The 15,129-nt window shown below is 28.9% G+C and carries 10 protein-coding genes, 8 tRNA genes and 1 pseudogene; 4 read left to right on the plus strand and 15 right to left on the minus strand.

From position 1 onward, the window contains the following. Position 1: 1 nt before the first annotated feature. From KQ878_RS02835 to KQ878_RS02880, 10 genes are all read right to left on the minus strand, one after another. Positions 2-2,662 (minus strand): hypothetical protein, encoded by a 2,661-nt coding sequence (locus KQ878_RS02835; protein WP_216567899.1) that lies wholly within the window; start codon positions 2,660-2,662, stop codon positions 2-4. A gap of 302 nt (positions 2,663-2,964) precedes the next feature. Then, a complete protein-coding gene (gene pyrG, locus KQ878_RS02840; RefSeq protein WP_246526119.1) occupies positions 2,965-4,587 on the minus strand; it encodes a CTP synthase in 1,623 nt (540 codons plus the stop codon). A gap of 172 nt (positions 4,588-4,759) precedes the next feature. Further along, positions 4,760-4,835, minus strand: a tRNA-Phe gene (locus KQ878_RS02845). 4 nt (positions 4,836-4,839) lie between these two features. Then, a tRNA-Asp gene (locus KQ878_RS02850) sits at positions 4,840-4,916 on the minus strand. A gap of 3 nt (positions 4,917-4,919) precedes the next feature. After that, a tRNA-Met gene (locus KQ878_RS02855) sits at positions 4,920-4,996 on the minus strand. Between the two features lie 35 nt (positions 4,997-5,031). Continuing rightward, positions 5,032-5,124 (minus strand) — tRNA-Ser (locus KQ878_RS02860). 1 nt (position 5,125) lies between these two features. Beyond that, positions 5,126-5,201: transfer RNA gene (locus KQ878_RS02865), tRNA-Ile, on the minus strand. Between the two features lie 25 nt (positions 5,202-5,226). Continuing rightward, positions 5,227-5,303, minus strand: a tRNA-Met gene (locus KQ878_RS02870). Between the two features lie 7 nt (positions 5,304-5,310). Further along, a tRNA-Ala gene (locus tag KQ878_RS02875) sits at positions 5,311-5,387 on the minus strand. A gap of 3 nt (positions 5,388-5,390) precedes the next feature. Further along, a tRNA-Pro gene (locus KQ878_RS02880) sits at positions 5,391-5,467 on the minus strand. 180 nt (positions 5,468-5,647) lie between these two features. On the opposite strand from KQ878_RS02880, the gene KQ878_RS02885 reads away from it, so the two are divergent. Further along, the gene (locus tag KQ878_RS02885) at positions 5,648-6,688 is read left to right on the plus strand and encodes a Cof-type HAD-IIB family hydrolase (protein ID WP_216505579.1); all 1,041 of its coding nucleotides are present in this window, start codon (positions 5,648-5,650) and stop codon (positions 6,686-6,688) included. A gap of 87 nt (positions 6,689-6,775) precedes the next feature. On the opposite strand, the gene KQ878_RS02890 is transcribed toward KQ878_RS02885, so the two are convergent. After that, a complete protein-coding gene (locus KQ878_RS02890) occupies positions 6,776-8,131 on the minus strand; it encodes a M17 family metallopeptidase (RefSeq protein WP_216505578.1) in 1,356 nt (451 codons plus the stop codon). Between the two features lie 200 nt (positions 8,132-8,331). On the opposite strand from KQ878_RS02890, the gene KQ878_RS02895 reads away from it, so the two are divergent. Further along, the gene (locus tag KQ878_RS02895; RefSeq protein WP_216567900.1) at positions 8,332-8,919 is read left to right on the plus strand and encodes a hypothetical protein; all 588 of its coding nucleotides are present in this window, start codon (positions 8,332-8,334) and stop codon (positions 8,917-8,919) included. Positions 8,920-8,927: 8 nt separating this feature from the next. Here the strand turns inward: KQ878_RS02895 and gap are convergent, their stop codons facing one another. From gap to rplJ, 3 genes are all read right to left on the minus strand, one after another. Further along, the gene (gene gap / locus KQ878_RS02900; protein ID WP_216505576.1) at positions 8,928-9,935 is read right to left on the minus strand and encodes a type I glyceraldehyde-3-phosphate dehydrogenase; all 1,008 of its coding nucleotides are present in this window, start codon (positions 9,933-9,935) and stop codon (positions 8,928-8,930) included. A 221-nt stretch (positions 9,936-10,156) separates the two neighbouring features. Next, the gene (gene rplL, locus KQ878_RS02905) at positions 10,157-10,528 is read right to left on the minus strand and encodes a 50S ribosomal protein L7/L12 (protein WP_216505575.1); all 372 of its coding nucleotides are present in this window, start codon (positions 10,526-10,528) and stop codon (positions 10,157-10,159) included. 38 nt (positions 10,529-10,566) lie between these two features. Continuing rightward, positions 10,567-11,070: a 50S ribosomal protein L10 gene (rplJ, locus tag KQ878_RS02910; protein ID WP_216505574.1), complete on the minus strand. Its 504-nt coding sequence runs from the start codon at positions 11,068-11,070 to the stop codon at positions 10,567-10,569. Positions 11,071-11,322: 252 nt separating this feature from the next. Here rplJ and KQ878_RS04420 point away from each other — a divergent pair, with 252 nt between their 5' ends. Beyond that, entirely contained in the window at positions 11,323-12,243 is a 921-nt protein-coding gene (locus tag KQ878_RS04420) for a DHH family phosphoesterase (protein ID WP_308506971.1), read from the plus strand. Between the two features lie 347 nt (positions 12,244-12,590). Beyond that, complete coding sequence (locus KQ878_RS02920) at positions 12,591-13,295, plus strand: hypothetical protein (RefSeq protein WP_216505573.1); 705 nt, start codon at positions 12,591-12,593, stop codon at positions 13,293-13,295. 476 nt (positions 13,296-13,771) lie between these two features. On the opposite strand, the pseudogene KQ878_RS04535 reads toward KQ878_RS02920, so the two are convergent. Further along, positions 13,772-15,129 (minus strand): annotated as a pseudogene (locus KQ878_RS04535) (Mbov_0399 family ICE element protein); the annotation flags it as partial.

Raw genomic sequence — 15,129 nt, forward strand, 5'->3', positions numbered from 1 at the left:
ATTAATTTAAGACTACTTCAAATACTTGTTTAGGGTCTGAGGTATCTGAATGCAATTTAAATTTGACAACAATTTTGCCATCAGAATTTTTTTCTAAATAAAGAGCTTTACGGTTGCCAACAGTTCCAACAGGAATTACCTCACTTTGATAAATATCTAAAAACGTTTCATTTAATTTTAAATAACTCATATTATTGTTTGCATTCTTGTTATTGGTACCATATGTGAAACTATTATTTTTACTATTGAATTTTATGTATCCATAAGGTTTATTAACATTTCTATCCTTTGCAAACTCTTCAAGTTTATTAATTTCTTTCTTATATTCAGGTGCTGATTTATCAACTATAAATAATTTGCCTTCTTTAGCAACATCTAGAATTGATTTAATTTCTTCATATTTCAAACCTTCGTAAACTTTGGTGTATTTTCTTATGGTTTGATCAGGCAATCTAAAACTGAATACTAAAGGCATTTTTCCTTCTTTGTAAAGATTTAGAGATTTTTGGTGTTTGTCAGCTGTTTTTTTAGTATTGGTTTTTACATAACCGATTGTGAAAAAATTATGTTTATTTTCTTGTAGCGTTGCCCCAGGCAATGAACTAAATTCTTTTTCACTAGTTCATTCATTCATTTTGATATCTTTTTCAGTAAGCATTCAAGCTGGTTTATCAGTTGGAATTTTTATTCCTAATTCTTGAATCATTTTTTCTGCATCAGTATTAAAATCACCATCTTTAAGTTGAATTGATCATGAATATGTTTTAATACTATCATCGTCAGCATTATATTTTACCGAAGCAGTTATTTTTCTATGTGAGTCGTCTCAATTATATGTAACATAATTAGTGATTCCGCCCTCAGTCGTTTTTTCTTTAGCGATTAATTTATTGATACCAATACCTAATGATTCTAATGTTGATTCACTAATTCCTGCAAAACCATCAACAGTAATAATTACTGCATTACGTTTAGTTTCGTTATTGGCATAATCACTATAATATGATTTATCACTAACACTAAACTTAAAAGTGCTTAATATACTTTCTAATTGTTGGTCATTAAGCTTTTCAATCTTAGTAAATCCAGTAATATTGACACTATGCATATAATCTTGTTCAGTTGGTTCTCCAAAAGAAGAATCTTTGGCAAGTGAAATATTTAAATCAAGATTTCCTTCTTTAAGATTTTTAGTTGCAACTTCTACAGAATTAACTTTTACCCCATACTTAGCTAATAATTCGTTACTTTCTTCTTCGCTTTTGCCATCAACATTAATGATTAATTGGTCTTTTAGATTGTCTTTGTGTTCGTTTAAATAATCAAAAACATTCTTTGCAGATTTATCTTTAAGATCTAATGTTAATCTATTTACTACATTTTGAATGCTTAATCCAGGTTTGTATCCAAATGGTCTTGATTCAATTTTGACATCATCAAGATTGTAATCATAAATATTTGTAATTCCGAAGCTAAAGGTCAAATTACCATTATAATCACCATCAATTTCTGTTACTTCTAAGGCAAATACTTCATTCAATGTGTCTATTGGTAGGACAATATCACTGTTAGGATCATTTTTGACAGTGATAATAAAGTCTCCAATAAATTCTTTAATTTCTTCTAAATACACAGTGTTAATTTTAGTATTAGGTTTAGATATTTCGAATTTTGCCTTCTTTGTTAAGTAATCGATCATATCTTCTTTTGAAGTGTATTTATTGAAACAATCAAATGTTTTTTCAACGTCAGAAAAACGTTCAACCAATTTATTTTCTAAGTCCTTAACAATTGCATCATATTTAATTGTTAATGTGCCAAGTTTATCATCGCTTTTTTCGATAATTAAACTATCAAATGGTATAGTTATTTCTACTTTATTATCAATATTACCTTTTTCGCCAAATAATTCATAAAACATATTTTTATCAATCTTTGAACTAATATATGAACGGTAATTATTGTCTAATTTATGTTTGAATTCTAACTTTTCTAGTAATTTCTTCATATTTTCGTTGCCAGAAACAACTTTTAAATCAGATTTTTTAAAACCTTCTATCGCAAATTCATTTACATTAGATTTAATGTCTGTATTTTTAATTTGCAATAAATATTTAACTAAAAGTTTTCCTTCTTGATTATCTGCAATTACTGAAATAATATGTAAATCACATTCATTAACATCGTAATTTGTCGCTAGAACATTCTCAATTCCGAAATCAGAAGCTATTTCATATTGAAGGTTTTCTTGTTCAATATTTTTTATATTAAATTTAACAGTTTTGGCTTTTTCATTGATTTCATTAGCATTTAGTATTTTAAAACCTTCTATTCAAATTGTTTTTTCGACCGTTTTATTATATTTATCAACAAAACTAAATTTAACAGTTAATTTACCTGTACTATCATCTGGCATAACATTAATAATTTGTACCGATTCATTGATTTGATTGTCGTTTTCGTCTAATGATACTACCTTTATTTCATCTTTTTTTATTGAGCTTGCATAAACGTTGCGAATATCTTTTGCATCCACATTAGCAATTTTTAATTCAAAGTCTAAAACTCAGTTTTCTTTAGAAGAAGAACAAGCAGCAGATAAAGTTGGTGTCACAACAGCTACTATCCCACTTCCTATTAATAGTAATTTCATTTTCTTCATTTTTTTATTCCTCCCAAATCCATTAATCATTATTAAATTTTAAAAAGCTGAAAATATAAAACAAAATTAACTTTCTTAGTCTAATAATAATTTAAATGATTATTTTATTTCATATATACATCCTTAAAAATGAATTACGTAAATTATATACTTATTACATTTGGATAATAAAATAGCATTTAAAATACCTAATTATTGACGTATTTTCCACATTTTTTTGCATTATTTTAAGTTCTTCATCATTCTAAGTTTTAAAATTTAAAATTAAAAAACATTGCTGTGCAATGTTCCAATAAAATTGATTATTTTGAAGATTTATTTAGCCAAGTAGCATTTAAAAATTCATTAAACAATGGATTAGATTTTAAGACTCTAGTTGTAAATTCAGGGTGATATTGAACACCTACATAAAAAGGGTGATTTTTAACCTCACAAATTTCGGCTACTTTCAACTCTGGATGTATTCCGCTAAAAATAAATTCCTCGTCTTCTAAAGAATGACGGTATTTATCAGCAATTTCATATCTATGTCTATGTCTCTCATAAAACATTTCTTGACCATAAATTTTTTGCGCTAAAGAATTTGGTAAGGCAATAATTTTATCTTCACCCAATCTTAGTGTACCACCCAATTTCATCGTGTCTCCGTTTTCGTAAAACGGAGTTAACACAAAATTTTGTTTGACTTTTTTATCAGCAAACTCTTTACTTGTAGGGTTTTTTATTCCTAATCTTCTAGCTTGTGCTATCGCCATAGCTTGAAATCCTAAACAAATACCTAGTGTTGGAATTAAATTTTTCCGTGTATATTCTGCTACATCAACTTTAGAATAAAATCCTCTAACACCAAAACCGGGAAGTATCATAACACCATCAATATTACTAAACATTGTTTCAATATTTTTATCTGTTATTTGCTCAGAATCAACTAATTCATAATTCAATTCTACATTTAAATGTGCTGCAGCAATTTTTAACGAAGAAACGATAGATAAATATGCATCTTCAAGACCAGTATATTTACCAACTAATAACAAATTAACTGGTTTTTGCCTCTTTGATAAATATTTTTTTATAAATTCGTTTCATTCATTGTTAGCATTTTGAATAATAGGTTTTTTAATATTAAAGTGTTTAAAAATAATTTCGATAATACCTGATTTTTCCAAAAATAATGGAATTTCATAAATGTTTGCTTTATCAGGAATATTAATAACGTTTTCAGGTTTTAAAAAAGCATTTTCACTAATTTTTTTTATTATTGATAAATCAACATCTCCCTGTGAACGCAACAATAATAAATTAGGGTTTATACCAAATGAACGAAGAGAAGCAATAGATACTTGACTTGGTTTTGATTTGTATTCTTTTGAGGCTGTTAAAAATGGCACAAAAGCTAAATGTGCAAACATTGTTTGTTTTTTGTATAAGCTGGCGAATTTGCTTATTGCATATATGTAAGGATTTGACTCTAAATCTCCTACAGTCCCACCAATTTCAATTAGCATGAAATCTGGTTGCTTATTTTTTGCTAATGATACTATAATGTCAATTATTTCATCAATTACATGAGGTACAATTTGAACGGTTTTACCACCATATTCTCCCTTTCTTTCCTTCTCGAAAATTCTAGTAAAAATACGACCAGTTGTAAAGTTAGATTCTTTTGTTAATTTAACATCTATAAATCTTTCATAGTGACCTAAATCTAAGTCGGTTTCTCCACCGTCGCTAGTTACATATACCTCTCCATGTTCCATCGGATTCATAACTCCAGGATCAATATTTAAATATGGATCAAGCTTCAAAACAAAAATATTGAACCCCTGAGCCTTTAATAAATTGCCCATACTTGCTGCAGTAACTCCTTTTCCTAATCCACTTAATACTCCACCTGTTGTAAAAATAAACTTTGTTTTCTTCATAATTAAACTCCTTAATAATATTTTAATCATATAACAAAGATGAAAAATACCACCAATTTAATAAAGACAAAAACCTTCGGCATACTTTACCAAAGGTTTTGGAGTCATAAATTTTATGTTTTTAAATAAAATCGCGAAAAAAAAGCCCTGCTTGGGGGCGATTTTCATCATATGGTGGCTCCGGCAGGAATCGAACCAGCGACACACGGAGCTTCAATCCGTTGCTCTACCTACTGAGCTACAGAGCCAACATGGCGGTCCAGACGGGGATTGAACCCGCGATCTCCTCCGTGACAGGGAGGCGTATTAAACCACTTTACCACTGGACCATTTGGTGGCGGAGGTTGGACTTGAACCAACGACCTCAGGGTTATGAGCCCTGCGAGATACCGAGCTTCTCCACTCCGCGATGTGATATTTTTAATTGGGTGCCATTAAGGCAAATGGCGGGTGATGAGGGATTTGAACCCCCGCGGGCCGTGAAGCCCCTGCTAGTTTTCAAGACTAGTCCCTTCAGCCGGACTTGGGTAATCACCCGTGGTGGACCTAACTGGATTCGAACCGGTAACCGACCGGTTATGAGCCGGTTGCTCTAACCGTTGAGCTATAGGTCCATAACAGTTAGATAATTCCATATAATGGTAGCGTCGAAGAGAGTCGAACTCTTGACCTTCCGGGTATGAACCGGACGCTCTAACCAACTGAGCTACAACGCCATAATAATGGTGGAGGATATGGGATTCGAACCCACCACCCCCTGCGTGCAAGGCAGGTGCTCTAGCCAAATGAGCTAATCCCCCCAATGGTGAAGAAGACAGGATTTGAACCTGCGACCACTTGGTCCCAAACCAAGCGCTCTACCAAGCTGAGCTACTTCTCCGCTGGTACGCTTTTTGTTTAAAAAGCAAGATTATTATACCATATCAAAACACCCCTCAAAGTATTTATTAAAATTTTTTTTAATATTTAATAAGTACTAAATTCGCCTTGCAAATTAGTACTTAAACGATTGATAAGGTGCAAAAAAGTAATAAAATTAGTAATATAGGGAGAAAAAAATATGAAAAAAAATATTGATTTAAGTAATGAGAAATTTATCTCTTTCAAAAAAAATTTAAGACTTACTAAGAAAGAATTTTATAATTTAGTTGAAATAAAAAATGATTCTGAGTTAAGTTTGATACCCTTATTTAGATTTAATAATCAAACTACTAAAGAAGAAATAATCGTTAAAATTACCAATGTTTCTGAATTCATTTCATTCAAGACACAAAAATTAAATATAAAGGATTTCGATACTTTTGTTTTTGATATGGATGGAACATTGCTTGATTCTAAAAAAAATATCGTACCTAACAATCTTAATAAGCTTAATGAGCTAAGAGCATTAGGCAAAAATATATGCATTGCAACCGGTCGAGCAATATTTATGTTGGAAAATTATCTTAAACTAATACCATATAACTTGCCATTCTTATGTGCAAATGGTGGTATGGTTTACAACCATAAAACAATGAAGTTGATTTCAAACTTCAATATAAAAGATCATGATGCGAAATTATTAATGGATAAATGTGAAGAATTAAATTTAGGCTACTATGTGTTTTGAAATAATGGTCTTGTCGGAGTAAATGTAGAGAATTCCGAAGATTTCAAATCACGTGATTACTCAAAAATGATGAAACCCGAGCACTGAGCCTTGAATCCGGGTCGAGAATTTTTGAATGGTAAGATAATTTGTAAAATTTTAGTAACTTTTGATTCTCACCAACAACAAGACATTTTAAAATTTGCTAATTATGTCAAGGAATTTAAATCATTAATTGGTGTACAAACTCAAAAAAACTTCTTCGATGTTGGAGAACCTAGCTCAAAAGCAAAAGCGTTAGAATCGATAGTTGCCAAATATAATATTGATTTAAATCGAACTGTTTCATTTGGAGATGCAAACAATGATGCGCCAACATTTGAAGTTACCGCTTTATCTTGCGCACCTTTAAATTCAATGGAAAATGCTTTGAATGGCGCAACATTTGTTTCAAACAAGACATCAAATGAAGATTGAATTGCGGATTTTATCAGTAAATATTTACAAAAATAAAACACTCCAAATTAAGGAGTGTAAAACACGAACTTACAAGATATTGAATTATTTCATTTTTCAGATTTAAACACGGAAACGTGTTTTTTATTTTAATATTGCAAATTCAACCAAGGTATCTAATAAGGCCCCTAAAGGTTTTCCTTTTAAATCGGCAGTACCTGCAATATCACAGTGAATATAGGGGACATTATTAGTAAATTGTTTTAAAAACATTGCGGCTGTATTATGATCCGATGTTTCGTCATTATTATAGTTATTCAAATCAGCCACTAAACTTGCAGTGTTTGGTTCGTGAAAATCATCATGCATTGGCATTCTTCAGACTTTTTCTTTAGCGTTAGCAGCAGCACTATTGAAAATGTATCAATTTTCCTCATCTGTAGAATAAATTGCTGAATATTCATGTCCTAGAGCACTAACACATGCGCCTGTTAACGTAGCAACATCAACTAATGTTGTTGCGTTTAATTTTGTTGCGGCATAATATAATCCGTCAGCAAGAACTAGACGTCCTTCAGCATCTGTGTCAGTTACTTCTACTGAAATTCCAGCCATTGATTCATAAACATTTTCAGGTAAAGAAGCGTCGCCATCTTGACGGTTATCGGTAATACACATTACGGCCGAAACATTCTTTTTAATCTTTAGTTCAGCAGCAGCTTTGACTGCGTAAGCAGCAATAACAGAACCAGACATATCAAACTTCATGCCTTCCATGTGATATCCTTTTGTATTCATCCCGCCAGTATCAAATGTTATTCCTTTTCCGACGAATACAACTTTTTCATCGGAATTAGGATTTCCGTTGTATTCAATAACAACTACCCTCGGAGCAAATGTAGAACCTTTGTTTACAGATAATAACAATCCCATGTTTAAATCGGAAATTTGTTTTTTATTTAATACTGTAATTTCCAAATCTTTATTCTGACTGAATTCATCAGCAATAAAATCAGCTAATTTTTCTGAATTGCAGAAGTTTTCAGGCATTATTTGTAAGTTTCTTGCAGAGTTTTTATTTAATGCAATTGTCGCACATTTATGAGCAATGTCAACATATGAAGCGTCAGGAAAAAGGAAAGTAAATTGTCTTCTTTCTGGTGCTTCTTTTTTCTTATTGAATAAAACAGCTTCATACAAAAATACCCTTGAATAAAAAGCTTTAATTACAGCTTCCATATCCAAAAGACTGTTTGTAAATGTAATTAATTCGATTTGATAATCTCTATACCCTGTAACGATATTTTTATCAATTAACTGCACCAAATCTGAATAACTTAATTCTTTTTCAACAAAAATATAGGCAATTTTAGTATCCATGAATTCTGTAATTTTTCCATGTTTTTGTGATATTTTATCGCTTATTTTTTCAGCTTGTTGTTTGCTAATTGCTTTAAGAACGAATTTATCATTTCTAAATGTCGAGTAATATCTAATCATGCAACCTCCTAATATATATGATTATTATATATTTAAAATAAAAGTATTGCATTTTTTCAGTAAAAATATTGAATTTTTTCGTTTTTTTGTTTATGCATTCTTACTAACGAATAAATAATATGCAAATAAATAACACCACATTTAAATCTATTTTAATTTCTTATTTTTCAACTTTTATTAAAACAAAGTCAATTAGTTTTATGAGTTGACCAAACAAGTGAATTAATTATCAAATACGAATTGAAGTTGTCTGAAACAAAAATTTTATATTTCACTCATTAGGTTTATCAAAAATTAAAAATAAAATTAAAAACAATTACAAAGTAAATGAATTTATTAGTGATGTTTATTTTAACAGATTAAGTTATAGCAACATAAATCAATTATTAACAAAAAACAAAAAACGTATAGTAATGAAAAAACTTTTAGCAATTAATTGGATTACTTCTCGCTTTAAAGATAAAGGTTTTTTTATTAATTTCAAAATTAAAAAGAGCCTTGACAAACCAAACGCATTTGAGCAAAGCGAATGTATCCTTTATAGTAAACCGTTAGAAAATAAAATTGTTGCATTACACTGTAAAATCGGCAATAAATACAATTTGGATATAAAAAATAATCGTTCAATATTTTGGAACAACAATAAAGATACATTAAATATAGTTGTAATTCCAATATCTATTAAGTTGTTAAAAAAAGATAACATTAAATTGGACAATTTTCGAAATATTAATTGAACATTTTTAAATGAATGGATAAATAAAAAAACGAGTGTCGAGCACTCGTAAAAAGATTATTATTTAAAACTTGCCATTAATTTTGTAACTCTAACTAATTGTGATACATATGACATTTCATTATCGTATCATGCAAAAATTTTGTAAATTTTTTCACCATTAGCTTCTTTAACTTTTGTTAATGTTGAGTCAAATATTGAACCGAAGTGTGAACCAATAACGTCTGATGAAACAATTAAATCTGTGTTATATTTCAATGTTTCGTTTGCAGCTTTTTCAAATGCTGCATTAATTTCTTCAATAGTTGGTTGTTTTTCCAATTGAACTGATAAATCAACAAATGATCCAGTAATTGTTGGAACACGTAAAGCAAAACCATCTAGAATTCCCGATGCTTCAGGAACTACTAAACCAATTGCTTTAGCAGCACCTGTTGATGAAGGAACAATGTTTTGTCCTGCTGCACGAGCTCTACGTAAATCACCTTTTCTATGTGGACCATCTTGCAACATTTGGTCTCCAGTAAATGAGTGAACTGTTGTCATAAATCCATTTTTAACACCAAAATTATCAACTAAAACCTTAACAACTGGTGCCAAACAGTTAGTTGTACATGACGCTGCTGAAACGATAGTGTCTTCCGCATTTAATGTTTCGTGGTTTACGTTGTAAACAACCGTTTTAACATCTGAACCTGCTGGAGCTGAAATTAAAACTTTTTTAGCACCTGCAGTTAAGTGTTTTTCTGATAGATTTCTTTTTACGAAGAAACCAGTACATTCAAGAACGATGTCAATTCCTAATTCGCCTCAAGGTAGATTTTCAGGATCTTTTTCAGCAAATACTTTAATTTCTTTACCATCTACTCAAATAGATCCGTTTTCAACTTTAATGTCATTTGATAATGGTCCGAATGCTGTATCGTATTTAAGTAAATGAGCTAACATTTCGGGTGCTGTTAGATCGTTTACAGCTACAACTTCAATGTCTTTTTCTTTTGTTTCCAATAAATGACGTAATGTAAGGCGTCCGATACGCCCAAATCCGTTAATTGCTATTTTTTTCATGTTTACCTCCTCATGATTTCTTTTCGATATTTATTTATTTGTAATTATTTTACTAATTATTTAATTGCTTATTTATAGTGTATCGGTCAAAATATGAAAATTTTAAGGGACTATTACCACAAAAAAATTATGTGTATTTTTCCTTTTTAGCCTATTAGATAACCGAAAAAGTAAAATAAAAGACCAAAAGGCCTTTTAAAATATTATTCTTGTTATAGAAATTATTTGAATTCAACTGATGCGCCAGCTTCTTCAAGTTTTGCTTTTAGTTCTTCAGCTTCGTTCATAGTAACGTTTTCTTTAACTACAGCAGGTAATGTTGAAACTAATTTGTTTGCATCCATTAGTGCTAATCCTAATAGTTCTTTAACTACTTTAACAATTGGTAATTTTTTACCGTTGTCAGCAGTAATAACAACGTTAACTGATGATTTTTCTTCGTTAGCTTCGCCAGCTGCAGGAGCTGCAGCAACGGCAACTGCTGAAGGGTCAATACCGAATTCATCTTTCATTGCTTGAACTAATTCCATAACTTCTTTAATTGACATTTCTTTTAAAGCAGAAATAAATGTATCTTTTTCTAATTTAGCCATTTTATTGTTTCCTTTCGATTAAATTGTTGTTTGAATTACTATTCGCTTTCTTTTTCACTATATAGTTTTAAAGAAAGGGATAGTTGTTGTAGAGGAGCGATAAGTGAACGTGCAAGTATGCCAAGTGCTTCTTCATAGTTTGGTAATGAAGCAACTTCAGCAACACCTTTAGCATCGATAACTTTTCCTTCGAAAATACCAGCTTTAAGTACTAATAATTTATTTGTTTTAGCAAATTGATTTAATACTTTAGCGGCAGCTAATTCATCCTCATTGCTAAAAGCGTAAATGTTAGGTCCAACTAAGTGGTCTCCTAAAGATTCAAAATCTGTATCTTTAAGTGCATATTTGAAAATACGATTTTTAAAAACAACTAACTCAACGCCAGCTTTTTTAGCTTCAACACGCAATTCTGTTAATTCAGCAACAGAAAGTCCACGATATTCAGCAACAACAAGTCCTTTAGTGTTTTTGATTTTCTTTGAAATCATTTTTGCTTGTTCTTTTTTCATTAATTTGAATTTAGATTCTTTTGCGTTCATATGGAGTTTCCCCCTTTCGTAATTAATAATTCGCAATACGATTATAAAATATAGACAATATGTTTATGGTATACATTCGGTAACAAATTAAGTTAACACAGTTACTGTCTTTATGTATTGCTACGCTATTATAACGTAAACTATTAAATTTTAAAAATAATTTTACCTATTCATAATTATATTTTTTAACACGTAACCTATAATATATATTAATGGACTTATAGTTATAAAGATTACTTGTATAATAATGTTATGAATATGAAAGAAAAATTTAAAAAATTTTGAGAAATAATTAATCAACATGAATATGTTACGTTATGCACTCATACAAACCCAGACGGCGACACAATTGGTTCGGCAGTTGCGTTTAAAGAAATTATTGAATTGAACTGTGAAAACGTTAAAGAAGTAAAAATATCTGGTGGCGACTGTCCAAGAAATTTAAATTTTTTATTTGAAAATAGATTGTCATTAGTAGATGATGAATTTTTTGATAAATCTTTAGTTGTGGTCGTAGATACATCTGTAAAGAAAAGAATATTTGACAAAAGAGTCATAACCGAAGAATCGCTTAAATTTGATCATCATCCTTGTGAAGAAAAATGAAAATTTGAAATTGGTGGTGACTATTGACCTGCTACTGGTCAATTACTAACAGAAATGGTAATGGCATTAAATTTGAAATTAAATCAAAAAGCTTTAAAAGGATTGGCGGTTGCAATATTGACCGATACAAACAATTTCACGGAAAGAAACATCTCTTCAACAACATTTAGTACGATGTCATATTTGCTTAAACAAGGTTTAGAATATAAAGAAGTTCTTCTCCAAATGCAGTTAAACAAGGAAGAGAAAAAACTCATTTTTGAAACGATATCAACCGCAAAAACCGAAGGTATTATCACCTATGTAATAAGCAGAGAAATTATTCCAAATGATATTGCTAGACCTTTAGTTAACTCGTTTTTAGATATTACCGATACCGAAGTATCGCTTTGTATACTTAAAAATGTAGAAGGTAAATATCGCTGTTCAATCAGGTCACGTTCGTATTACGATGTTAACAAAATAGCAAATTATTTTGGAGGAGGAGGTCATAAAAACTCATCAGGATTTTTTATAAACTCATTAGACCAGCTATCTGAAGTAGTCACTAAAATTAACTCAAAATAATATTTCTTATAAGTCAGATTTTTTTAAATCTGGCTTATTATTTAAAAAATAATAAAAGGTGATATATTCGATATTATCCAGAAAAATATAAATATTTGTTTAGGAAGCAATACGACACAAAACTAATTTTAGACACTTTTTATCAGTATTGCGGACTTATTAGGAATAAATTTGCAAAAATTAGTTGAAATTTATGTAAGTATTATTCTAAAAAACTTAATTTATACAATACTAATCAAAAAATAGAGTGAAAAAGAGAGTTCGCAAATGAAATTTACATATCAATAGACGATTGTTTTGGTAAAGTTAGAATAAAAAATAAAGTTCATAAATCAAATACAAAAATTATGAAAATATTTACAGATACAAATAAAACGCCATTATATTTTTATGAAACTTATACTACAAATGACGATTTAAAACTAACTAATCAAACAAGAGCAAGCATTATTAAGTCAATTATCAGTAAATACTACATAACAAACACAGAAACTAAAATTTATCTTTTATCAGATGGAGCAGTTTATTTTAAAAACCTAGCAACTTTATTAAGCGCTAAACATATTTATGACTATTACCACTTTAAAAAGAGATTTAATGAAATTTTTAAGAAAAAGTTATTTGTTTATTCAGGGAATAAGAAAAGTAGAGTTTGAAACAACAAACAAGCCAAAAAATGACTTTACAATTCTTTAAATGATAAGAAAACCTTTTTATACAAATTAGATTATTTGGCAAAATCAGATTTATTAATCAAAAGTAAAAGGAAAGTAATTAATAATTTTATTAAATTCATATACAAAAATTGTAAGAATTTAGAATTTCATATTAATAGCATAACAGCACAAGCAGAAACAACAATTTCATTATACAAAGCCATTTATCGAAAAAGATATTCGATATTTTCTTTAAAAACACTTATAAATCTAATTAATATTAATAAAAATACTAAATGTAATTTTGTTGATTTTAAATTAGAGAGTTCAAGTCTAAAAAATGTAGAATTTGAGCCTATCATTTGAGCGAATAATCAAAATTATCATTGAGTTTAAAAAATCGCTTACAAAGCATAAATAACTCACAATAAAGAAAAATAACCATTAAATTAGCAAAACTTTTCAATAGAGATGATTTAAACGTGGTTTTATGGGTATTTATAGTTATGCAAATAAAATAACTTTTAAGTTATATCTATAAATCAAACAAATATCTAATTTTTATTTATGAAATTATTAAAATATGATACACGCACGCACGATAAGCAATATATATTATTGCTCTAGGGGGGAACTACTACACAGAGAGAAAATTTAAATTGAGAGAAGTTGAGTTTAAATTATTATCAATTTAGTTTTGCATAGTAAATACGCGCGCACGCCCGATAAACAATATATATTATTGCTCTGGGGGGCTACTAATAACACGATAGTATTTAGATTAATTAAATCGCCCTAAAAAATTTTTTTAGAAAGAGTTAATTGTGGTAAAATTAGATTAAAGAAACAAACCTTCATTAATTTCTATCTCTCTCTAATTTATATTTCTGATATAGAAAATCAGAAACATTTTTAATAATTTTATTTCTTAAATTGCCTAAATCATTTTCACTATATTTAAAAACTCATTTAACAACTAAACTTAAATCATAAAGAATCCTATTTCCGTTTTCATCATTAACAAATTCTGCATGATTTGTAATATTTACAGTAGTAGTATTTCTATTTTTTTTATTAATACCTTCAATTATAAAATCAAATTTTGCTGATTTCCCTTTTGACAAATACCAAATACCTTCATTGTAATTTATTATTCTCACGTCGTAATTAAGGTTTAAACCATACTTATTTAATTCATCTGTGATATATTCTATTACCTTCGTTTTTAACCCAACAATATTATTTTCGTTAATTATCAAGTCATCGATTTTAATGTTTTTAAGATCTATATCATTATCAATAATTTTATTCGTCGTATTAATTACTCCCACATAAAAAACGCCATTTCTACCATTTAATGCCTCTAAAACCAATGATGACTTACGAGGTAAGTTTACATTCGAAACATTTATCTGTGGTTTAATTCTCTGTTTAATTACTGTATCTAAATTTTTAATTTCATAATCAGTACCTAATTTTAAATGTGGTATTTTGATAGCTATTTGCTCTAAAATAAAGCTTTTAATTTCATCATAATCATCTAAGCCTGACAAATTAATATCATCCACAACCAGACCTTCAAAAATATTGTTTTCATTGCTATTTATTGACTCTTCATCTGCAAAACCTTCAATTTGCAATATAAAAGTGTTATTAGGTTCAATTCTGTACCTATCTTTATATTCCTCTTTAACTTTAACATCAATATTTAAAATTTTAGTATCTACATTAAAGCTCAAAGAAATGTTTAATTTACTTATTTCTTCCATATCATTAGTGAAAATTCTATTTATATTTTGATTTAACTTTTTAATATATTCACTAACAAACTATCACGAGCTAAACTCAATAATAGTTCTTGATTTAGATTTAAATTAATTAAAGTTTTTGCACTAGAATCAACATCACTAAACTTAACATTTAAAAAATATCTCTGCTGTAATCTATAAATATCTTCACTTGTTTTTGGATTCAAATAGATATAAATACCTTGCTTATCTTCACTAATTTCAATGTTAGCAATATTAACTTCACTTTTATATTCAAAATCGCCTAATATATCTCTATACGCTTGCTCAAAACCATTAGTAATATATTTTTCCCTAAATTCTTCACTCGTATATTGATCGTCATTAATTGCATTAAATACTGGATTTATACTAATAAAATCATTGTATTTTGCACTTCAATACAATTCGTTAATATAACTTTTATAATACTGCATAGCACT

The sequence above is a fragment of the Mycoplasma zalophidermidis genome (assembly GCF_018913985.1).
Lineage (GTDB): Bacteria > Bacillota_I > Bacilli_A > Mycoplasmatales > Metamycoplasmataceae > Mycoplasmopsis > Mycoplasmopsis zalophidermidis.